23 protein-coding genes and 1 pseudogene are annotated in these 19,357 nt (G+C 69.2%); 12 read left to right on the top strand and 12 right to left on the bottom strand.

The features are described 5' to 3' along the window. Position 1 precedes the first annotated feature (1 nt). Positions 2-709, top strand: coding sequence for a DNA polymerase III subunit epsilon (gene dnaQ, locus RMO04_RS09830; RefSeq protein WP_309644603.1), 708 nt, complete (start codon positions 2-4; stop codon positions 707-709). Between the two features lie 38 nt (positions 710-747). On the opposite strand, the gene secB is transcribed toward dnaQ, so the two are convergent. Next, the gene (gene secB, locus RMO04_RS09825; protein ID WP_309644602.1) at positions 748-1,245 is read right to left on the bottom strand and encodes a protein-export chaperone SecB; all 498 of its coding nucleotides are present in this window, start codon (positions 1,243-1,245) and stop codon (positions 748-750) included. A gap of 152 nt (positions 1,246-1,397) precedes the next feature. Here secB and timA point away from each other — a divergent pair, with 152 nt between their 5' ends. The 4 genes from timA to RMO04_RS09805 are packed head-to-tail and all read left to right on the top strand — an operon-like array spanning position 1,398 to position 4,147. Then, positions 1,398-2,012: a TIM44-related membrane protein TimA gene (gene timA, locus RMO04_RS09820; protein ID WP_309644601.1), complete on the top strand. Its 615-nt coding sequence runs from the start codon at positions 1,398-1,400 to the stop codon at positions 2,010-2,012. 35 nt (positions 2,013-2,047) lie between these two features. Continuing rightward, on the top strand, positions 2,048-3,205 hold the full coding sequence (locus RMO04_RS09815) for an MltA domain-containing protein (RefSeq protein ID WP_405041481.1): 1,158 nt from the start codon (positions 2,048-2,050) through the stop codon (positions 3,203-3,205). Further along, positions 3,202-3,780, top strand: coding sequence for a Smr/MutS family protein (locus RMO04_RS09810; protein WP_309644600.1), 579 nt, complete (start codon positions 3,202-3,204; stop codon positions 3,778-3,780). The genes RMO04_RS09815 and RMO04_RS09810 overlap by 4 nt, the downstream gene beginning before the upstream one ends. A 58-nt stretch (positions 3,781-3,838) precedes the next feature. Continuing rightward, entirely contained in the window at positions 3,839-4,147 is a 309-nt protein-coding gene (locus tag RMO04_RS09805; RefSeq protein ID WP_309644599.1) for a polyhydroxyalkanoic acid system family protein, read from the top strand. Here the strand turns inward: RMO04_RS09805 and RMO04_RS09800 are convergent. Continuing rightward, positions 4,128-4,994 carry a CPBP family intramembrane glutamic endopeptidase gene (locus RMO04_RS09800; RefSeq protein ID WP_309644598.1) on the bottom strand — a complete coding sequence of 289 codons (867 nt, stop codon included), beginning with the start codon at positions 4,992-4,994 and terminating at the stop codon, positions 4,128-4,130. The two genes, RMO04_RS09805 and RMO04_RS09800, sit on opposite strands and share 20 nt — an antisense overlap. Before the next feature lie 173 nt (positions 4,995-5,167). On the opposite strand from RMO04_RS09800, the gene RMO04_RS09795 reads away from it, so the two are divergent. Genes RMO04_RS09795 through RMO04_RS09785 form a run of 3 tightly spaced genes read left to right on the top strand, consistent with a single transcriptional unit; the run spans position 5,168 to position 8,078 of the window. Further along, the gene (locus RMO04_RS09795) at positions 5,168-6,172 is read left to right on the top strand and encodes a sensor histidine kinase (protein ID WP_309644597.1); all 1,005 of its coding nucleotides are present in this window, start codon (positions 5,168-5,170) and stop codon (positions 6,170-6,172) included. Between the two features lie 47 nt (positions 6,173-6,219). Beyond that, the gene (locus tag RMO04_RS09790) at positions 6,220-6,903 is read left to right on the top strand and encodes an AraC family transcriptional regulator (RefSeq protein WP_309644596.1); all 684 of its coding nucleotides are present in this window, start codon (positions 6,220-6,222) and stop codon (positions 6,901-6,903) included. Between the two features lie 20 nt (positions 6,904-6,923). Beyond that, positions 6,924-8,078, top strand: coding sequence for a hypothetical protein (locus RMO04_RS09785; protein WP_309644595.1), 1,155 nt, complete (start codon positions 6,924-6,926; stop codon positions 8,076-8,078). Here RMO04_RS09785 and RMO04_RS09780 read toward each other — a convergent pair. The 7 genes from RMO04_RS09780 to RMO04_RS09750 are packed head-to-tail and all read right to left on the bottom strand — an operon-like array spanning position 8,053 to position 13,072. Next, a complete protein-coding gene (locus tag RMO04_RS09780; RefSeq protein WP_309644594.1) occupies positions 8,053-8,958 on the bottom strand; it encodes a mechanosensitive ion channel family protein in 906 nt (301 codons plus the stop codon). The two genes, RMO04_RS09785 and RMO04_RS09780, sit on opposite strands and share 26 nt — an antisense overlap. Before the next feature lie 60 nt (positions 8,959-9,018). Then, complete coding sequence (locus RMO04_RS09775) at positions 9,019-9,351, bottom strand: phosphoribosyl-ATP diphosphatase (RefSeq protein WP_309644593.1); 333 nt, start codon at positions 9,349-9,351, stop codon at positions 9,019-9,021. Next, positions 9,348-10,130, bottom strand: coding sequence for an imidazole glycerol phosphate synthase subunit HisF (gene hisF, locus RMO04_RS09770; protein WP_309644592.1), 783 nt, complete (start codon positions 10,128-10,130; stop codon positions 9,348-9,350). Before hisF ends, RMO04_RS09775 begins: the two co-directional genes overlap by 4 nt. After that, complete coding sequence (hisA, locus tag RMO04_RS09765; RefSeq protein WP_309644591.1) at positions 10,130-10,852, bottom strand: 1-(5-phosphoribosyl)-5-[(5-phosphoribosylamino)methylideneamino]imidazole-4-carboxamide isomerase; 723 nt, start codon at positions 10,850-10,852, stop codon at positions 10,130-10,132. Before hisA ends, hisF begins: the two co-directional genes overlap by 1 nt. Next, on the bottom strand, positions 10,849-11,481 hold the full coding sequence (gene hisH / locus RMO04_RS09760) for an imidazole glycerol phosphate synthase subunit HisH (RefSeq protein ID WP_309644590.1): 633 nt from the start codon (positions 11,479-11,481) through the stop codon (positions 10,849-10,851). Before hisH ends, hisA begins: the two co-directional genes overlap by 4 nt. Positions 11,482-11,491: 10 nt before the next feature. Further along, a complete protein-coding gene (hisB, locus tag RMO04_RS09755; RefSeq protein WP_309644589.1) occupies positions 11,492-12,082 on the bottom strand; it encodes an imidazoleglycerol-phosphate dehydratase HisB in 591 nt (196 codons plus the stop codon). Further along, positions 12,083-13,072 (bottom strand): adenosine kinase, encoded by a 990-nt coding sequence (locus RMO04_RS09750; protein ID WP_309644588.1) that lies wholly within the window; start codon positions 13,070-13,072, stop codon positions 12,083-12,085. A gap of 138 nt (positions 13,073-13,210) precedes the next feature. Between RMO04_RS09750 and RMO04_RS09745 the strand changes: the two genes are divergently transcribed. Beyond that, complete coding sequence (locus tag RMO04_RS09745; protein ID WP_309644587.1) at positions 13,211-13,462, top strand: hypothetical protein; 252 nt, start codon at positions 13,211-13,213, stop codon at positions 13,460-13,462. Here the strand turns inward: RMO04_RS09745 and RMO04_RS09740 are convergent. Together RMO04_RS09740 and gcvA are read right to left on the bottom strand one after the other, a co-directional pair. Next, positions 13,459-15,459 (bottom strand): PBP1A family penicillin-binding protein, encoded by a 2,001-nt coding sequence (locus tag RMO04_RS09740; RefSeq protein ID WP_309644586.1) that lies wholly within the window; start codon positions 15,457-15,459, stop codon positions 13,459-13,461. The genes RMO04_RS09745 and RMO04_RS09740 overlap by 4 nt on opposite strands. Positions 15,460-15,719: 260 nt before the next feature. Further along, positions 15,720-16,637, bottom strand: coding sequence for a transcriptional regulator GcvA (gcvA, locus tag RMO04_RS09735; RefSeq protein ID WP_309644585.1), 918 nt, complete (start codon positions 16,635-16,637; stop codon positions 15,720-15,722). Between the two features lie 108 nt (positions 16,638-16,745). On the opposite strand from gcvA, the gene RMO04_RS09730 reads away from it, so the two are divergent. Next, a complete protein-coding gene (locus RMO04_RS09730) occupies positions 16,746-17,201 on the top strand; it encodes a PA2169 family four-helix-bundle protein (protein ID WP_309644584.1) in 456 nt (151 codons plus the stop codon). Here RMO04_RS09730 and nth read toward each other — a convergent pair. Then, positions 17,198-17,893, bottom strand: coding sequence for an endonuclease III (gene nth, locus RMO04_RS09725; RefSeq protein WP_309644583.1), 696 nt, complete (start codon positions 17,891-17,893; stop codon positions 17,198-17,200). The genes RMO04_RS09730 and nth overlap by 4 nt on opposite strands. Here nth and RMO04_RS09720 point away from each other — a divergent pair. Continuing rightward, on the top strand, positions 17,856-18,440 hold the full coding sequence (locus RMO04_RS09720) for a DUF2244 domain-containing protein (protein ID WP_309644582.1): 585 nt from the start codon (positions 17,856-17,858) through the stop codon (positions 18,438-18,440). The two genes, nth and RMO04_RS09720, sit on opposite strands and share 38 nt — an antisense overlap. 76 nt (positions 18,441-18,516) lie before the next feature. Continuing rightward, positions 18,517-19,357, top strand: a pseudogene (locus RMO04_RS09715) (hypothetical protein); the annotation flags it as partial.

The raw sequence follows: 19,357 nt of genomic DNA, 5'->3' as shown, positions 1-19,357 counted from the left end.
CATGGCGCGTGAGATCGTCCTCGACACCGAAACCACGGGCTTCGAGCCGCACCTGGGCCATCGGCTGGTCGAGCTCGCGTGCCTGGAGATCGAGGATTTCGTCCCGACCGGCCGGACCTTCCACGTCTATATCGACCCTGAGCGCGACATGCCGCCCGAGGCCGAGAAGGTTCACGGCCTGTCCATTGACTTCCTGCGCGGCAAACCCAAGTTCGCCGACCTGGAAATCCACCACGCCTTCCTGGAATTCGTCGGCGACGCCCCGATCATCGCCCACAACGCCGGCTTCGACCGGGCCTTCGTGAACCACGAGCTGACCGTCTGCGGCCGCCAGATCATCCCGGAACACCGGTGGGTGGACACCCTGGCCCTGGCGCGGACCCGGTTTCCAGGGATGCACAACAGCCTCGACGCCCTGTGCAAGCGGTTCAAGATCTCGCTGGCCGACCGCGAGAAGCACGGCGCGCTCATCGACGCGCGGTTGCTGGCCGCGGTCTATCTTGAGCTCAAGGGCGGCCGTGAGCGGCGGCTGGAACTGACCACCAGCCAAGCCTTGGCCCAGGCGGTCGCCATCGCCACCCAGAGCGCCTACGGCGCGCGGCCCCGACCCCTCGCCTTTCGCTCAACCGACGCGGAGCGCGAACTGCACGCCAGCTTCATCCGCGAGGTCGTGAAGAGCGACGAGCTCTGGAAGAAGCACGGGCTTTAGGCAGGTTCCCTCCCCACAATGAGGAGGGACAACTGGTGTCAGGCGTTCCCCATCACCGGGCCCTGGATCTCGCCGCCGGCCTTGCGCGCGGCGTAGACGCCGGCGAAGTCGATCGGGTCCAGCAGGAAGGGCGGGTAACCGCCGTCCGAGGTCACGTCGGCGATCACCCGGCGGGCGAAGGGGAACAGGAAGCGCGGACACTCCACCAGCAGGACCGGCTCGATATCGGCCGGGGCGACGCCGGTGATCTGGAACACGCCGCCATACAGCAGCTCGACATGGAAGACGGGGCCGTCCTCGCGGGTGGCGCGGGCCGAAAGCTTCAGGTCGACCTCGAACAGGCCGTCTTCGCGGCCACGGGCGTTCATTTCCACGCCCATGTCGATCTGCGGCTGTCCGGCGCTCTGGGTGCGCAGGGTCTCCGGCGCGCGCGGGTTTTCGAACGACAGGTCGCGGATGAATTGGGCCAGGATACGGATCCCGGGCTCTTCCAGATCGGCGCCATTGGTCTCGGGGGCCACGTCGGTATCGGTCATGTTCAGGAAAATCCGGTTGATCGGACGTCCATTCACGTCCTGTTTGTGGCGCGGGCTGCTATCATGTGGCCTAAGCCGATGCAACGTCGCCCCTGACGGGGGCGTTGCGCTGTCCTATATTGAGCCTTCCACGTTTCTACGAGCCATAACCGTTGTCCAACGTTCTCGAGCTGATCATCTTCGCCGGCCTCGCTGCCGTGGTGCTGTACCAGCTCTATTCGGTGCTGGGCCGTCGCGTGGGCCGCCAGCCCGAGGACGCCGCCGCCGATCCGGCCGCCGTCAGCGGCGCGCCGCCCCCGCCCCTTCTGGACGCCCCCGATGACGGCGTGGGCCTGACCGGCCTGCCGGCCATCAAGAACCGCGACCCGAGTTTCGACCTCTCGCGGTTCCTCGCCGGCGCCAAGGGCGCCTACGAGATGACTGTCCGCGCCTTCGCGTCCGGCGATCGCGAGACCCTGAAAAACTTGCTCGCGCCCAATGTGATGTCGAGCTTCGAGGCCGGCATCGACGCCCGCGAGGCGGCCGGCTCGACAGAAACGGTCGAATTCCTGCACGCGCCCCGCGCCGACATGGAGCGGGCCGAGCTGGTCGGCGACGCCGCCCGCATCACCGTGCGGTTCCTGGCCGAGTTCCGCAGCCGGTCCAAGGGGCCCGAGGGCGAGGCGGTGGACGACAAGCGCACCGCCGAGCTCTGGACCTTTGAACGCAATCTCAAGAGCCGCGATCCCAACTGGATCCTGGTTCACGTCGACGCCGCCGAGGCCTAGGGCCACCCTTCCGACCATTTCGCAGAGGGGTGACCTTGGCCCGAAGACTCACGCCCCGCCGGTCCTGGCGCGCGCTTGGCGCCGTCGTGTTGATGATGGCCGTCTCGGCCTGCGCCACCAAGCCGAAACCGATGCTGGGTCCCGCCCCGCCGCCCGCCGCCTCACGCCCCTCCCAGGTCCCAGCGCCGGCGCCCGCGCGGATCGAGACCTTCGCGGAGATCCCCGGCTGGGCGCAGGATGATCACGCCGCGGCGTTTGAGGCCTTCCGCACCACCTGCGGCGTCGCCCGCGATCCTTCGCTATCGGAGATCTGCCGACGCGCCCGGGCGACCGGGCCGCTGGCCACCGACACCGCGCGTCGGTTCTTCGAGGATAACTTCCGGCCTGAGTTGGTGGATGGCGAAGGGGTGCTGACCGCCTATTTCTCGCCGGTCTACGAGGCCCGCGACCGGCCGGACGCGGAGTTTTCCGCGGCCCTGCGGCCCAAGCCCGCCGACCTGGTCACCTCCGGGCCGGGCGCCAAGGACGCGATGAAGCGCGGCCCTGACGGCAAGCTGGCCCCCTATCCTGATCGCGCGCGCATCGAGGCGCAAAGCGGCGGACCGGCCCTGACCTGGATGCGGCCGGAGGAGAAATTCTTCCTACAGATTCAGGGGTCGGGGGTCCTCACCTTTCCCGACGGCCGGCGGCTGAAGGCGGTGTTCGCCGCCACCAACGGCCTGCCCTTCGCCGGCATCGCCAACCCCATGCGCGATCGCGGGCTGCTGGCGGCCAGCAACACCTCGGGCGAGGCGATCCGCGCCTGGCTGGCCGACCATCGGGGCCCGGAGGCCGCGGAGGTCATGGCGCTGAACCCCCGCTACGTGTTCTTCAGCCTGGCGCCGGACGACGGACGCCAACCGGTGGGGGCCGCGGGCATCCCCCTGCCCCCAGGCCGCGCCATCGCCGTGGATGTCTCACGCAACAGCCTGGGCGAGGTCTTCTTCATCGACGGCGTGGCCCCGACGCTCAGCGGCGCCTTCCCCAGCTACCGCCGCACGGTGGTGGCCCTGGACGTCGGCGGCGCGATCAAGGGCGCGGTCCGGGCCGATCTCTATCTGGGCCAGGGACCGCAGGCGGGGACCGAGGCTGGACGAGTGCGCCACACCCTCCGCATGCATCGGCTGGTTCCCAAGGTCGGTCCAGGGCGGTGAAGCGGCCCATCCGGCCCGACGAGCACCGGCTGTGGTCAATGGTGGCGGCCACCATCCACCCCTTGCCTGGCCGCAAGCCCGCCATCTCACCGACGCCGACCATGGGCGAGCCCCCGACCGCGGCCCCCTCGCCGCCCCCCGCGAAGAGCCAACCCGCCCCACGCTGGGACGGCGCGGCGTTCCAGGTGGGCGAGGCGGCCGGACGTCCAGGCCTGGCCCGGCTTCGCGCCGCCGCCGAGGATCGGGACAAGGACATCGAGCCCCGCCGGAAGCATCGCATCGCCAAGGAGCGCGAGCCGATCGGCGGGCGGATCGACCTGCACGGCATGACCCAGGATCGCGCCCGGGCGGCGCTGGAGGCCTTCCTGCGGCGCAGCCATGACGAGGGCGCCCGCGCGGTGCTGGTGATCACCGGCAAGGGGGTGCAGGGCGACGGCGTCCTGCGCCGGCGCACGCCGGAGTGGCTGGCCGCGCCCGGCCTGCGCGATGTGGTGGCCGGCATTTCCGAGGCTCATCGCCGTCACGGCGGCGAAGGGGCGCTTTATGTGGCGCTGAAACGCAAGGCGCGGGGCTGATGCCCTGGCGCCATTATCCTATCTGGGCGTTATAGGCGTCCGACCCGGAGGAGATCCCATGGCCAAGCCCGTCACCGTCAGCATCCCCCACGACCTCGGCCGCGCCGAAGCCCGCAAGCGTGTCGAGGAGGGCATGGGCCGTATTCTTCAGCAGTTCGGCGAAGGGGTGAAGATGACCCACGCCTGGGAAGGCGACCGCCTGAGCTTCGCCGCCAAGGTGGTGGGTCAGGCCGTGTCCGGTCGCCTGGATGTTCTGGAGGATGTGGTGAAGATGGAGGTCGATCTGCCGCCGTTCTTCGCGATGATCGCCGACAAGGTGAAGGGCCGCCTGAAGAAGGAAGGCCAACTCATGCTGGAGAAGAAATAGCCTCCGCCCGGTCGCGCCGGCGCCGATACAGAATTTCCACGATCGCCACCGTGTAGGCGGCCAGCGCCACCTCGCCCAGCACCTCGTCGAGGCCGCCGCTCGCCGCCGGATCGTCCGGCAGCATGGGGGCTTGGAACAGCGCCAGCATCAGGTTGGTCGCCAGGTGCGCCCCGATGGCGAACTCCAGACCGCCCAGGCGCAGGGCCGCCCAGGCGAAGGCCGCGCCCGCCAGGGCTCGGGCGGCGAGGGCCGAGGGATCGAACTCCAGGTGGAAGAGGGCGAACAGCACCCCGTTCAGCCCCACGATAACCCAGACGTTGCGCGTGAAGGCGGCGGTCTGTTGCAGGATATAGCCGCGAAACACCACCTCCTCGGCCGCCGCGGCCACGAGCAGGCCCACGACAACGGCGCAGACGTAGCCCAGCTTGAGGTCGAGACCGACAGCGTCAAGGATCGGCAACTGCGGCGTCGCGCCGAAGGCCAGGGCGTCGATCGCCATGAGCAGGCCCACCGCCGGCAGGGTGGCCGCGGCGCCCAACACCAGCAGCGACTTGCGAAACCTCGGGGCGGCGGTGACCCAGGTGGCGACCGGGCGCCCGAAGATCAGCCAGGCGGTCAGCACCACGCCGGCCGCCAGGGATCCGAGCCCCAGGGCCGTCTGCAGAACGAAGAGGGCCGAGCGCTGCAGCCTGGGGCCTTCAGGCTCGCCGCCGCCCAGGGCGAACAGGGCGATCATCACCGGAAAGCTGATCAGCACCCCGGCCACCGGAGCCGTGCCCAGCATGATCGCAACGCGGCCCCATTGGCGGTCGCGAACGCTCAGGGCGTGGAAAAAGGGCGAGATCACGCGGTGACTATGCGGCCGCGGATGGGTTTGGGTCGAGCCCCAAGGTCTTGTGATCGCAAGAAATTCACGCTGGCGCCGACGTCGACGGCATTAAGTATGCCGAGACAGAAAGTTCGCCTCCCAGGCGAATCCAAACTTGACCTCGTTGGCCCCGATGCGGAACGCTATGGGCCATGCGAGGGCCGGGCGACCTGAACTTATCGGATCGGCTGAGCGGTCTGGCGCCTCGATGGATCGTCGAGGTCGCCAGCGCGGCGGCCTGCGTGGCTGGCGCGGGGGTGCTGCGGCTCACCGTGGAGCTGTTCACCGCCCAGATCGCGCCCTTCGTCTTCGTCGCCCCCGCCGTGCTGGCCGCGACCTTGCTGGCCGGGTGGCGCGCGGGGCTCGGCGCGCTGTCGGTGCTGCTGATCGCGGTCTGGTACTCGATCCTCCCGCCGGCCCGGTTCGGCCCGCTCAGCGCCGACGACGGCGCCGCGATGGTGCTGAGCGCCTTTTCGGCCCTGCTGGTGATCGGGCTGGCCGAGGTGTTCCGGCGTGTGGCGAGCGCGGCCGGCGACGACCGCACCGCGAAGCTGGAGGTCCGCGACCTGCTGCTGCGCGAGCTGAACCACCGGGTGAAGAACAATTTCCAGATGGTGGCCAGTCTGCTGGAGATGCAACGCCGCCGCGCGGTCGACCCCGGCACGGAGGCCGCCCTCGCCGACGCCCTGCGTCGGGTCCACGCCATGGGACAGGCCCACGCCTATCTCTATTCGCCCAGCGACGCCGTCGGCGCCATCGACCTGGCGGCCTATCTGCGAGATCTCTGCGAGAACCTCGCCGACAGCCTGCTGCTGACCGGGGCGGTGCGGCTGACCTGCGAGCTGGAGACCGGCTCCATGAGCCGAGACCGGGCGGTGGCGATGGGTCTGGTGGTCAACGAGCTGGTGACCAACGCGGCGAAGTACGCCTTTCCGGACGATCGGACGGGCACGATCCTGGTGCGTCTGAAACGGATCGAGATCGGCCTGGAGCTCACCGTGGCCGACGATGGCGTCGGCATGCCCCCGGACGCCGAGATCAAGAGCGCCGGCCTGGGTCGCCGGCTGGTGGAGAGCTTCGCGCGCCAGGGCGGCGCCATCCTCACCCGCGCCGAAGGCCCGGGGACGCGCCACGTGCTGGTGCTGCCCGACGGATGAGCCAGGCTTAACTTGGCGCGCGCGCGGCCCTGGGCGAAAAGCGAACCATGATCGCCGACCCTCCTGTCCGTCAGTGCTTGCCGCCGCGCGAGCGGATCGACCGCCACCGGCATGAACACGCCTACGTCGCCCTCGTGCTGCGAGGCGGCTACGAGGAGGCGGGCGAGGGCGGTCGGCGGCGGCTGGTCCCCGGCGACGTGGCGATCCACGAGATGTTCGACGCGCATCTGAACGCCGTGGCCCCTAGCGGGGCCGAGGTGCTGAACCTGGAGATCGACGGCCTGCCCGGCGGTTTCGGACGCCTCGCCGACCCCGAGGTCGTGGTGCGAATGGCCGAGCGAGACAGGATCGCCGCCGCCGCCCTGCTGCGGGCGAGCCTGACCTCGCTTGGGGGTCAAGTCCTGGACTGGCCCGACCTGCTGGCGCGCGACCTGGCGGCCGATCCGGGTCTGGCGTTGGGCCCCTGGGCCGAGACCCACGGCCTGGCGGCGGAAACCGTCTCGCGGGGGTTCGGGCGGGCGTTCGGGGTGAGCCCCAAGCGATTTCGCCACGAGTGCCGGGCTCGCCGCGCACTCCGTGGCGCGATCGACGGTAGCGCGTCGCTGGCCGAACTCGCGCTTGACGCCGGCTTTTCCGACCAGGCCCACATGAGCCGCGCCGTGCGCGACCTGACCGGATCGGCGCCCGGCGTCTGGCGGCGCGCGTCAACTGGATACAAGACCGCCGCCTGAGCCCCCGCCATGCTGGGCCCATGCTTAGACGAACCCTCCTGGCCGCGCCCCTGGCCCTGCTCGCCGCACCCGCCCTGGCGCAGTCCGCGGCGCCACCGCGCACCCGCTGGATCGTGAACAGCTCGGAGGGCCTGGACGCCCTCGCCTTCCTGGGCCCGCTCTCGGGAAAGCCGTTCTACGCCCGGTATTACGAGGCCGAGATCGCCGCCTTCAAACCCAGGCTTTCGCCGGCGACGACGGAGGCCTTGATGAGCCTGCACGCCGGCAGCGACGCCGCCGGCGGCCTGTTGTGGCCAGGGTTGGCGCTCGTCTTCTCGGGCGGGCCCGTCGCGACCCTGGGCGACGTGCTGGCCAGCCTCGATGCGGCCGAGACCGTCCTGAAACCACCCCTGCAGGCCAGCGCCTACTGGGACCCCGCCGACTGGGACGGTTTCCTGGCCGGTCGCGAGCGCCTGCGGATCGTGCTGAGCGGGCTTCGCGACGCAGGCTTCGTTGAGTTCCGGCGCGACCTGGCGCAAGCCGCGGTCGCCAAGCGCAAGGCCGACCTTGCCCCGCTGCTCGCCCGCCTCGACATCATCGCCGAGCAGGAGCGTCTGCTGGGCCGTGAACTGGATCCACAGGTCGAGATCGACCTCGCCTGGTTCTGCCGCCCGCACGGCGTCAGGGTCCAGGGCCAGAGGTTCATCGCCCATGTGGGCGCCAGCGATCAGGTCATGGTCCTGACCGCCGCGCACGAGATCCTGCATCCGCCGTTCGACATGGCGGGGCCCACGGCCAAGGCCTGCCTGGCGGTCCTGGAAAAGGATGCCCTGTTCACCCGCATCCTGGCGGAGAAGGACAAGGGCACGGGCTACAACACGCTGGACGGCATCCTGAACGAGGACACTTGCCAGGCCCTGGACCAGATCATCCAGGAGCGGGTGGGCTATGTGGTGCGCCCCGCCGCCGAGCGATGGACCAAGGGCGACCAGGGCATGCACGTCCTGGCGGCCGGTCTCTACGGCCTGCTCAAGGCCGACGGCTACGACCGAACGGGCGGGGACCTGGAGGCCTGGATGCTGGCGGCGGCGACGTCCGGCAAGCTGGCTCCGCCAAGCCTGCACGCCGCCGCAGCCAAGGTGCTGAACAGGCCAGCCGACCAGCTCTGGGTCACGCCGCGAACGGCTCCGACCTAGGGGTCTTCTCGATCGAGACCTGATGGGGATATGGGAACGAGAGACCGCGAGCCTCGAAGGCCTGCTTGATCAGCTTGAGCAGGTCGAAGCGCGTGTTCATCCAGTCGTCCGGTGAGGTCCAGCATCGCAGGGTCACATTCACGCTGCTGTCGGCCAGGGCGGTGACCTTGGCCCAGGGCGCGGGGGTGGCCAGGACGCGCCTGTCGGCCCCGGCGAGCTCCAGCATCAGAGCTATGGCGACATCGACGTCGTCGTCGTAGTCGATGCCCACCACGATCTCCAATCGACGCCGGCCCAGCCGGGTGATGTTGACGATGGTGTCGCCGAACACCTTGCCGTTCGGGAAGAAGATGGTCAGGCCGTCATAGTCGACGACTTCTGTGTTGAAGAGGTCGAGACCTTTCACGACGCCCTGCTTGCCGTTGAGCTCGACCTTGTCGCCGATGCGATAGGGCCGCAGCAGCAGGATCATCACGCCGGCGGCGACATTGCCCAGCGTGCCCTGCAGGGCCAGGCCGATGGCCAGCGACGCCGCGCCCAGGACCGCGATCACCGAGGTCGCCTGGACTCCGATCTGCTGCAGAACCGCGATGAAGCCGATGACGATCACCACATAGCGCGCCACCGTGGACGCCAGGTTCTGCAAGGTGGTGTCGCCGGGATGCGCGCGGACATGGAAACGCGCGACGCCGGCGCCCACCAGGTCCGCGGCCCGTCTCGACGCCCAGAGGGTCAGCGCCAGGATCAGCACCGCCACGATGACCCGGACCGAGTATGCCCCGACCAGGGCCACGAGGCCGTTTCGCATGGCCTCGTCGCCCGACAGGGCGCGGCTCAGGGTCTCTGTGAAGGCCGGCGGGGACTCGGTGGGGGCTTGCATGAACGCTCCTTGGCTAAGGGGAGCGAACGGCTGGCGGGCGCGAAGGTTCGTCGTGGAGACCTAGGTCGACTTGTTGCGCCAGGCCTTTTCCTCGAGTCCGGAGCGCCCTTCGCGGCTCTCCAGCCAGGCGGCGACCTCGTCGAGGCTGACGCCTGAGCGGGCCAACAGCACCAGCCAATGATAGATGAGGTCGGCGCTCTCGGCGGCCAGGCCATCCCTGTCGCCCTGCATGGCGGCGATCACGGTCTCGACCGCTTCTTCACCGAATTTCTTGGCCGATCGGTCCAGGCCCTCGGACAGCAGCTTGGCGGTGTAGGAGCTGTCGGGGTCTCCCCCGCGGCGGGTCTCGATCGTGGCCGACAGGCGGTCGAGGGTCTCGGAGAAACGGCTCATGCGGGCTCCACCATGCGGACGGGAATGGCGGCGGCGTCCATCGCCTGTTTGACCTCGGAAACCGAGACCTCGCCAAAATGGAAGATCGAGGCCGCCAGGACGGCGTCGGCGCCGCCCTTGGTCACCGCCTCCACCATGTGCTGGGCGTTTCCCGCGCCGCCCGAGGCGATCACGGGCACATTGACCGTACTGGTCACCGCCCTCAGCAGGTCGAGATCGTAGCCGGTCTTGGCGCCGTCCCGGTCCATGGAGGTGAGCAGGATCTCGCCCGCGCCGCGCTTCACGGCCTCGACCGCATACGCCACGACATCGAGGCCGGTGTCGGTGCGCCCACCATAGGTGAAGACGCGCCAGTCCTGTCCCCCGTCTTGCTGGGGTGAGCGCTTGGCGTCGATGGCCACGACCACGGCCTGGCTGCCGAAAGCGTCGGCGCAGGCGCTGATCAGGTCGCGGTTCTCGACGGCGGCGGTGTTGACGCTGATCTTGTCGGCCCCGGCAAGCAGCAGGCGCCGGGCGTCCTCGACCTGGCGGATGCCGCCGCCGACGCTGAGCGGCATGAAACAGACGTCGGCGGTGCGGGCGATGACGTCCAGTATCGCGCCACGCCGTTCGTGGCTGGCGGTGATGTCCAGGAACATCAGCTCATCGGCGCCTGCGGCGTCATAGGCCGTCGCCTGCTCCACCGGATCGCCGGCGTCGCGTAGGGACACGAAGATCACGCCCTTCACCACCCGGCCGTCCTTGACGTCCAGGCACGGTATGACGCGCACTTTCAGCATCAGGCGGCGACCTTAAGGGCTTCCTCGGGCGAGATGGCCCCGTTGTAGAGCGCCCGGCCCAGGACCGCGCCGGCGATCGGAACGCCCGAGCGCGCTTTCAGCTTGACGATGTCCTGAACGCTGGCCAGGCCGCCGGCGGCGATCACCGGGATCGCCACCGCGTCGGCGATGGCGCCGAAAGCCTCGACATTGAAGCCCATGACCGTGCCGTCGCGGTCGATGTCGGTGATGATCAGGGCGCCCACGCCCGCGTCTTCGAACCGCTTGGCCACGGTGACGGCGTCGAGGTCGGAGCTCTCGGTCCAGCCCTGTGTCGCCACCTTGCCGGCCCGGACGTCGACGGAGACCGCGATCTGTTCGGGCCACAGCAGGGCGGCCTCCTTCACGACCTCAGGCTTGGTCACCGCGATGGTGCCCAGGATCACCCGGCTGACCCCGGCCTCGATCCAGCGCTCGATATCCTTGAGGTTGCGGATGCCGCCGCCGAGCTGGATGGGGATCGAGACAGCCTGGAGGATCGCCTCGACGGCCTGTTCATTGATCGCCCGGCCCTGGACGGCGCCGTTCAGGTCCACGACGTGGACCCAGTGGAATCCAGCCTCCACGAAGCTGGCGGCCTGGGCGGCCGGCGAGGTGTTGAACACGGTGGCCGTCGAAAGGTCGCCGTGCAGGACGCGCACGCACTGGCCGTCCTTCAGGTCGATGGCGGGATAGAGGATCACGGTCGCCACTCCAGGAACCGCGCCAGGAGGGCAAGCCCGGCGCTCTGCGACTTTTCAGGGTGGAATTGTACGCCCGCCACATTGGCCTTGGCGACCGCGGCGGGGAACATTCCCCCGTGGTCCACATAGGCCGCCACGTCGGCGGGGTCGTCGGGATAGAAGGCGAACGAGTGGGTGAAGTACATCGGCGCCGCGCCGACGCCCGCGATGGGCGGCGGGCCGTGCGGATCGATCAGGGTGTTCCAGCCCATGTGGGGGATCTTGGCGGCGGGGTCGGCGGGGGTGATGCGGCGCACGTCGCCGCCGATCCAGCCCAGGCCCTTGGTCTCGCCGAACTCCAGGCCGCGGGTGGCGACGAGCTGCATTCCGACGCAGATGCCAAGGAATGGCCGCCCCTTCTCCTGGACGGCCTGGTTCAGCGCCTCTTCCAGCCCGGGCCTCGCCTGGAAGGCGCGCATGCACGCGGCGAAGGCGCCGACGCCCGGCAGGACGATGCGGTCGGCCGCCAGGATGACGGCGGGGTCGCTGGTGACACGGATCTCCGCGGCCCCGTCCGCCGCGCGGACGAGAGCCTTTTCGGCCGAGCGGAGATTGCCCGACCCGTAGTCGATCAGGGCGACGCTCTGCATAGGTTTGATCCTAGAGCACGCCCTTGGTCGACGGAGCGTGACCATGGGTTTTTGGGTCGAGCTCCACGGCCGTGCGCAGGGCGCGGGCCAGGGCCTTGAAGCCGCTCTCGGCGATGTGGTGGCTGTTGTCGCCGTAGAGGGTCTCGAGATGCACGCAGGCGCCGCAGTTCATGGCGAAGGCGTGGTGGAACTCCTTGAACAGCTCGGTGTCCATCTCGCCGATCTTCGGGGTCTTGAAGGCCACCTTCCAGATCAGATAGGCGCGGTTCGAGAGGTCGATGGCGCAGCGCGTCAGGGTCTCGTCCATGGGGATATAGGCGTGGCCGAACCGCCGGATGCCCTTGAACCCGTCCAGAGCCTTGGCCACCGCCTGCCCGATCACGATCCCGGTGTCCTCCACCGTGTGATGGAAGTCGATGTGCAGGTCGCCCTTGGTGCGGACATAGAGGTCGATGCCGCCGTGGCGGGCGAACGAGTCCAGCATGTGGTCGAAGAAGCCGACGCCGGTCTCGACATCGGACACGCCAGAGCCGTCCAGATCGACGCGAACCGTGATCTGGGTCTCCTTGGTGTTGCGGACGACTTCCGCCGTGCGGGCCATCTAGAGTCCTTTCGCCGCCGCCAGGTCCTTCAGGGACACCAGCGGACGCGGGCCGTAATGCGAGATCACCTCGGCGGCCGCGAGCGAACCCAACTGGCCGCAGACATTGAGCGGCCGGCCCGTCGCGAGCCCGTACATGAACCCGGCTGCGTATTGGTCGCCAGCGCCCGTCGTGTCCACGACTTTCTCCACCGGAAACACCTCGACGGTGAAGGTTTCCCCGCCGGCGGTGATCACCGAACCTTGGGCGCCTCTTGTGATGGCGGCGATCTTCACCTTGCCGCGCAGCTGCTCGACGGCGGAGTCGAAGTCGTCTGTCTGGAACAGGGCCATGATCTCGGTGTCGTTGGCGAACACCAGGTCGACCTGGGTCTCCAGGAAGCCCAGCAGGGCCTCGCGATGGCGTTCGACCACGAAGCCGTCGGAAAGGGTGATGGCGATCATCCGGCCCGAGGCGCGCGCCAGGCCCGCGGCCTTGGCGAAGGCCCGCCGGGCGGACTCGGCGTCGAACAGGTAGCCCTCGAGGTAGACGATCTTGGCGCCCTCGATCACGACGGGATCGATGTCGTCCGCGGCGAACTCGGTCGAGGCGCCCAGGAAGGTCGACATGGTCCGCTCGCCGTCGGGGGTGACATTGATCATCGAGACCGCCGTCGCCTTGCCGCCGATCAGTGGGGCGGTGTCGAAATGGGCCCCGATGGCGCGCATGTCGTGGGTGAAGACCTGGCCGAGCTGGTCGTTCGCGACCTTGCCCAGGAAGGCCGCGCGGCCGCCGAACGAGGCGATCCCGGCGATGGTGTTGCCCGCCGACCCGCCCGAGGCCTCCAGGCCCGGCGCCATGGCGGCATAGAGGGCCGCGCTGCGCGCCTCGTCGACCAGCATCATGGCGCCCTTGTCCATCCCCTGCTCGGCGAGGAAGGCGTCGGTTGCCGGCGCGATAACGTCGACGATGGCGTTGCCGATCGCGGCGACGTCGTAGAGGTCTGGCATGTGGGGAGGTCAGCTTTCGCGAAGGACGGTGGCCGGCTGACTACAGGGAAAAGGCTGTCGGGGCAACGGTTTGGCGCTCGCCTTGCAACCCCTCCCTCACCCGCGAGTTCTCATGGTCTAGTTTCGGAGGACAGACCCATGGCGATCTTCAACCAAGAGACCCCGAAGGCGAAGACGCCGGAGGCGACGGACGGCAAGACCTCGGCCGCCGAGCACAACAGCTTCGCGCCCCACGCGCGCAAGGTCGAGCCCCTGGTCGAGGGCGAAAAGCATGACCAGCTGGCCCACAAGGAAGGCCAAGCCGAAGACCGTCAGGAAGCCTTGCTGGACGAGGCCTTGGAAGAGAGCTTCCCGTCCAGCGACCCGGTGAGCGTCAAGCGGATCACCTAGTACGGAATTTCAGACCAATCGGGCTCGTTGGCGGAAACGTCGGCGAGCCTGAGGCTGTCTGGCGACCGCGCACGCTCGGTATGGCGCACCGGAACCACACGCGGCCGGGGCGGCTCGTGGATCTCCGGCGGCAGTAGGGCCGGGAACCAGTCGAAGTCGCGGACGGGCAGGCCCTTGTGGGCCTCGACCATGAACCTGCGCCAGATGGTCGCCGGGATCTGGCCGCCGGTCACCCGCGCCATGGGCCGGTTGTCGTCATTGCCCACCCACACGACGCAGAGCCAATCGGGCGTGAACCCCGCGAACCAGGCGTCGCGGTGATCCTGGCTCGTGCCGGTCTTGCCGGCCGCCGGGCGGCCGAAGCCCGCGCCCTTGGCGGTGCCGGAGTGGATCACTCCCTGCATCATCCGCACCATCTGGCCGGACTCGAACACGGGATAGATCGGGATGGCCGCGCTGGCGGGGTGCGCATAGAGCAGCCGGCCGCGAGCGTCGGAAATGCTGGAGATCAGGTAGGGCCGGCTCTGGCCGCCACCGCTCTGCAGCACCTGGTAGGCCGCCGCCAGTTGCAGGGGGCTGACCTCGTAGGCGCCGAGCGCCAGGGAGGGCAGGGGGTGGGCTGGGGTCTCCACCAGGCCGAAGCGGCGGGCCAGGGCCCCGACCTCGTCGAAGCCGGTCTCCCGGGCCAGACGCACCGAGACCGTGTTGATCGACTGGACGAGCGCGGTCTGGACGCTGACCTCGCCGCGGTAACCGCCGCCATAGTTCTGCGGCCGCCAGCCGCCGATCCGGATCGGGGTGTCCGGACGGTGGTCTAGGGGGCGGACCCCATGTTCCAGCGCCGCGGCCCAGACGATGGGCTTGATCGCCGAACCGGGCTGCCGTCGCGCCTGGATCACCCGGTTGAAGCGGTCGGTGTCGCGGCTCACGCCGCCGACCATGGCGCGGATCGCCCCGTCGGGAGCCAGGGCCACCAGGGCGGCCTGGCGCGCGCCCCGCGCCCGGCCCTCGCGGGCGATGGCGCCGCGCAGGATGGTCGCGGCCTTGGTCTGGGCGGCCGGATCGACCGTCACGTGGACGATCAGGTCGGGCACGTCGTCGCCCACCAAGACCAACGCCTGGGCGTGGGCGGCGTCCAGCGCCCAGCCCAGATCGCCTTCACGGCTCATGGCGTCCTTGATCACGACCGGCGGCGGCCCAGCCGCCGCTGCGCGCGCGGTCTTGGGATCGATCCATTCCATCTCCGCCAGGCGTGCCAGAACCTCGCGGGCGCGGGCCCAGGCGGCGGCGGGGTCGCCCGACGGCGCCAGGCGGCTGGGCGCGCGGGGCAGGGCGGCCAGCAGGGCGGCCTCCGATAGGGTCAGCTCCGAGGCGGGCTTGCCGAAGTAGGTGGTCGCGGCCGCCGAGATCCCATAAGCGCGGTCGCCGAAATAGATGCGGTTCAGATAGAGCTCCAGCACCTCGTCCTTGGTCAGCATGCGCTCCAACTGCGCAGCCAATATGGCTTCCTGCACCTTGCGGCGCAGGGTCTTGTCGGGCTTGAGGAACAGGGTGCGCGCGAGCTGCTGGCTCAGCGTCGAGCCGCCTTCGACGGCATGGCCGGCCCGTTGATTGGCCCAGGCGGCGCGGCCGATGGCGCGCAGGTCGACCGGGCCATGCTGGTAGAACCGGCGGTCCTCGATGGCCAGGAAGGCGAGCGGAACATGGGCCGGCAGCTCGGCCAGCTTCACCGCCTTGCCATGCCGCGGGCCGCGATAGGCGACCACCTTGCCGTCAGGTCCGATGAACGTCACGCCAGGCGGCCGCCCCATGGCCCATAGGGCCTCGCGCTTGGGCATGGGCGGCAGGTCTTGCATGAAGGCGAGGTCGAACGCCGCGTAGGCGCCCAGCAGCAGGTTGGCGATCAGCAGGAGAACGCCGGCCGCCAACGGCCACTGGAACTTGCCGCGGCGGACCGGCCGACGGCTACCGGGTAAGACTGGGACGCCCTCGGCCATACCGAACTCTTGGCCGAGGGGAGAAACGGGGGCAAGCCCCCGCGCGTGTCAGGCGAGCGCGGCCAGCAGGAGCGGCGCGGCTATAACCGCCACGACCACCGCAAGGATGACGTCGTGTACAAGCCGGTCCGACTTGATTGTTTTCGAGGGATGATGAGCGAAGGTCACGGGGAGGCTCCAACAGGGGGTTGATGCCTTGTAGATAAGGATTTCCAACCCTTCTCGACAAACGACCATTGAGCCGTTCGGTTGACTTCAGATCACCTGATGCGAGGCAGGCCATCGGCCTTGGCCTGATCCAGCAGCCAGGTCCTGAACCGGCGGATGCTGGGTTGATCGGCCCTCTCAGGCAGGCTGAGCGCCCAGAAGGCGATGGCGGTCTCCAGCCGATAGTCGAAAGGCGCCACGAGGCGTCCCGCCGCGAGATCTTCCAGCACCATGGCGCGTTCGGCGAGCGCGACGCCCCGGCCGGCCAGGGCGGCCTCGATGGAAAGGTAGGTGTTGGAGAACTGCGGCCCGGTCTCGGGGTCCACGACGCCGGGCGTCGCCCCGGCGCGCGCCAGCCACTCGGGCCAGGTGGGTTCCTCCTGCACCAGCCGGCTTTCGCGGAGCAGCGTGGCGCGGGCCAGGTCGTCGGGGTGCTTGAACGGCCCGCGCTCGGCGATCAGCAACGGGCTGCACACCGGAAACAGCACCACGTCGAACAGTCGGGTGACGTGCAGGTTGGGGTAGGGGCCGCGGCCTAGCCGGATGGCGATATCGACCCCGTCGCGCGCAAGATCGGCGGGGGCGTCCGAGGCGTCGACCAGGATCTGCGCCTCGGGATGGCGCTCTTGGAACCGGTGCAGGCGCGGGACCAACCACCGCGCGGCGACCGAATGCAGGACCGACACCACCAGCGGGGCGTCCCGGTTCGAGCGCGCGGCGTCCACCGCGGCCTGCAGGGTGGTGAAACCCTGCCGCGCGCCGGTGGCCAGGCGGGCGCCGGCCTCCGTCAGCCGCACCGCGCGGTTGAGCCGGTCGAACAGTCGCAGGCTCAGCTCGGTCTCCAGCGCCTTGATCTGGCGACTGACCGCTCCGGGCGTGATGTTGAGCTCCTCGGCCGCCTTCAGGAAGCTGCCATGGCGGGCGCAGGCGTCGAAGACGCGCAGGGGATTGAGCGGCAAGCGAGCGTGCATGTGCGTGAGATAAGGCCGGCGGCCCGCCCAGCGCAACGGAGCTGAGCTGTCGGAACGGCCCGCGCGCCGGATGGGTTAGGCGTCCAGGCCAACAACAGGAGACCCGCCATGGACTCGACCCACCATCACGCCGTCAAGGTTCTGAACAGCTTGATCGAAACCACCCTCGACAGCGCTCACGGGTACAAAGAGGCCGCCGAGAACGCCGACAGCAGCCAGTACAAGACCATGTTCGCGCAGCGCTCGCAGAAGCGCCTGGAGATCACCCGCGAATTGCAGGCCGAGGTCCGGACCTTCGGGGGCGAGCCTGAGGACGACCAGTCCCTGATGGGCAAGGCGCACAATAAGTTCGTCGATCTCAAGGCGGCGCTCACTGGCGGCCATGACGACAAGGCCGTGATCAACGAGGTTGAGCGAGGCGAGGACTTCATCAAGGGCAAGTTCGAGCACGCCCTGAAGGGCGACGATCTACCGCCCGCGGCCCGCCAGGCGATCGAGCGCGCCTATGGCTCCATCAAGGCCGATCACGACGAGGTGAGCGCCCTGAAGCACTCGCTGAACTAGGTCGCGACGAACAACAGCTTCGACGGACAGAGGTCCGCCATCGGGCAATCCTCGCACTTGGGCCGGCGCGCCACGCAGGTGTAGCGGCCGTGCAGGATCAGCCAGTGGTGGGCCCGCGTCAGATAGGGCTCGGGGACCACCGCCATCAGGTCGGCCTCCACCAGGTCCGGGGTCTTGCCCGTCGACAGCTTCAGGCGGTGGGACACCCGGAAGACGTGGGTGTCGACGGCGATGGCCGGCTCGATGCGCAACTCGTTCAGCACTACGCTGGCGGTCTTGCGGCCGACGCCCGGCAGCGCCATCAGCGCCGCGCGGTCGAGGGGAACCTCGCCCCCGTGTTGCTCGACGATGATCCTGGCCGCGGCGATGACGTTCTTGGCCTTTGTCCGGAACAGGCCGATGGAGGCGATGAAGGGGATAAGACCTTCCTCGCCCAGCGCCAGCATCGCTTGAGGCGTGTCGGCGACTGCGAACAGCCTGCCGGTGGCCTTGTTGACCGAGACGTCCGTGGCCTGGGCCGATAGGGCCACGGCCGTGACCAGAGTGTAGGGGCTGTCGTAGTTCAGCTCCGTACGTGGGTCGTCGGCCAGCGACAGGAAGCGTTGGAACAGCTCCTCGATCCGGGCCCGTTCCGCCGGGGGCAGGGGTTTGCGCTTGGTCTTGGTCGCGGGCTTGGCCATCGCGGCGACCATCGCCCGCGTCGCGCCGGTCGCCAAGAGGGGGCCTTGGCGGCGCCGCAAACACCGCTATGGTCGCGGCACGATGGATGGCCTCGTCTATATGGACGCCGTGATCACCCCCAACCGCTCGCTCTCGCAGCGGGGGTTCATCGTGCTGATCTGCATCGTCACCTTCTTCAACTGCGCCGCCGCGGCCGTATTCCTGGCCATGGGGGCGACCCTGGTGCCGTTCTTCCTGGGCTTGGACGTGCTGGCGATCATCGCGGCCTTTCTGGCCAGCTACGCCTCGGCCAAACGGGTCGAACGCGTGCAGGTCACCTCCCGCGAGGTTCGCGTCATGCGCGAGACACCCAGGTCCAGCCAGGTGGTTTGGGAAAGCCCCACCGCCTTCACCCGCGTCGCCCTGGAGCTGGACGAGGACGAGGTGGTCCAGGCCGTGCGTCTGGCGATCTCCGGCCGCCACGCCTCGGTGGCCATGGCGCTCAGCCCCCCCGAACGCGCCGCCTTCGCGCGGCATCTGGAGTGGGCGATCTACGAAGCCCGGTCCGCCCGGACCTAAGCCGACAATGACGCCGGCTTGCATTTGGTTTAGCCATCAACTATATAGTTGACACCTAAGCTATCTGGAGGGCGAGATGCCGACGAGGCGGGGCGTACTGGAACTGCTTGCGGCCAGCGGGCCGCTGTTGACGGCCGGATGCGCGGCCGGCGGGCCCGACCCCGCGGCGGCTTGGCGCTCGCCGGGCGTGGGGGAGACCGATCCGCGCCGTTGGGCCCTGGCCCACGCGATCCTGGCGCCCAATCCGCACAATCGTCAGCCGTGGCTGGTCGACCTATCCGCCCCCGACGAGATTGTGCTGTTCGCCGATCTGAAACGCCTGCTGCCGTTCACCGACCCGCCCAATCGGCAGATCGTCATGGGGTGCGGCGCCTTCCTGGAGTTGCTGACCCTGGCGGCGGGCCAGATCGGCCGCCGCGCCGACATCGCTCTTTGGCCGCAAGGCGAGCCGCAGCCAAACCTCGACGGCCGCCCCGTGGCGCGCGTCCGCTTGGTCGCCGACCCTACGATCGCCAAGCACCCCCTGTTCGACCAGATCGTCCATCGCCACACCAATCGCGAACCCTTCGACCTGGAGACTCCCCCGACCGCCTCGGAGATCGCCGCGATGACCCGGGCCGCGGCCGGGCCGGGCCTGGCGACCGGCGTGATCACCGAGGCCAAGGCCCGCGCGGCCTTGATCGACATCGGCTGGCGCGCCTGGCTGGTCGAGACGCAGACGCCCGACACCCACATGGAGTCGGTCAAACTCATCCGGGTTGGGGCCGCCGAGATGGCGCGGCATCGGGACGGCATCTCGCTGGACGGGCCGTTCATGGAAGCGATGAAGGCGCTGGGCCTGATCACGACGGAGAGCCTGGCCGATCCGAATTCCTTCGCCTCGAAGTCGGGCGAGGACATCTGGCGCAAAATGATCG

The organism is Phenylobacterium sp. (genome assembly GCF_031412415.1).
Lineage (GTDB): Bacteria > Pseudomonadota > Alphaproteobacteria > Caulobacterales > Caulobacteraceae > Phenylobacterium.
This window is presented reverse-complemented; position numbering and strand designations above follow the sequence as displayed.

Excerpts from the sequence above, each read along its gene's own strand:
- dnaQ (WP_309644603.1), top strand. The coding sequence starts at position 2 with ATGGCGCGTGAGATCGTCCTCGACACCGAAACCACGGGCTTCGAGCCG.
- secB (WP_309644602.1), bottom strand. The coding sequence starts at position 1,245 with ATGACCGATACCGACGTGGCCCCCGAGACCAATGGCGCCGATCTGGAA.
- RMO04_RS09805 (WP_309644599.1), top strand. The coding sequence starts at position 3,839 with ATGGCCAAGCCCGTCACCGTCAGCATCCCCCACGACCTCGGCCGCGCC.
- RMO04_RS09795 (WP_309644597.1), top strand. The coding sequence starts at position 5,168 with ATGCGAGGGCCGGGCGACCTGAACTTATCGGATCGGCTGAGCGGTCTG.
- RMO04_RS09790 (WP_309644596.1), top strand. The coding sequence starts at position 6,220 with ATGATCGCCGACCCTCCTGTCCGTCAGTGCTTGCCGCCGCGCGAGCGG.
- RMO04_RS09785 (WP_309644595.1), top strand. The coding sequence starts at position 6,924 with ATGCTTAGACGAACCCTCCTGGCCGCGCCCCTGGCCCTGCTCGCCGCA.
- RMO04_RS09780 (WP_309644594.1), bottom strand. The coding sequence starts at position 8,958 with ATGCAAGCCCCCACCGAGTCCCCGCCGGCCTTCACAGAGACCCTGAGC.
- RMO04_RS09775 (WP_309644593.1), bottom strand. The coding sequence starts at position 9,351 with ATGAGCCGTTTCTCCGAGACCCTCGACCGCCTGTCGGCCACGATCGAG.
- hisF (WP_309644592.1), bottom strand. The coding sequence starts at position 10,130 with ATGCTGAAAGTGCGCGTCATACCGTGCCTGGACGTCAAGGACGGCCGG.
- hisH (WP_309644590.1), bottom strand. The coding sequence starts at position 11,481 with ATGCAGAGCGTCGCCCTGATCGACTACGGGTCGGGCAATCTCCGCTCG.
- hisB (WP_309644589.1), bottom strand. The coding sequence starts at position 12,082 with ATGGCCCGCACGGCGGAAGTCGTCCGCAACACCAAGGAGACCCAGATC.
- RMO04_RS09750 (WP_309644588.1), bottom strand. The coding sequence starts at position 13,072 with ATGCCAGACCTCTACGACGTCGCCGCGATCGGCAACGCCATCGTCGAC.
- RMO04_RS09745 (WP_309644587.1), top strand. The coding sequence starts at position 13,211 with ATGGCGATCTTCAACCAAGAGACCCCGAAGGCGAAGACGCCGGAGGCG.
- RMO04_RS09740 (WP_309644586.1), bottom strand. The coding sequence starts at position 15,459 with ATGGCCGAGGGCGTCCCAGTCTTACCCGGTAGCCGTCGGCCGGTCCGC.
- gcvA (WP_309644585.1), bottom strand. The coding sequence starts at position 16,637 with ATGCACGCTCGCTTGCCGCTCAATCCCCTGCGCGTCTTCGACGCCTGC.
- RMO04_RS09730 (WP_309644584.1), top strand. The coding sequence starts at position 16,746 with ATGGACTCGACCCACCATCACGCCGTCAAGGTTCTGAACAGCTTGATC.
- nth (WP_309644583.1), bottom strand. The coding sequence starts at position 17,893 with ATGGTCGCCGCGATGGCCAAGCCCGCGACCAAGACCAAGCGCAAACCC.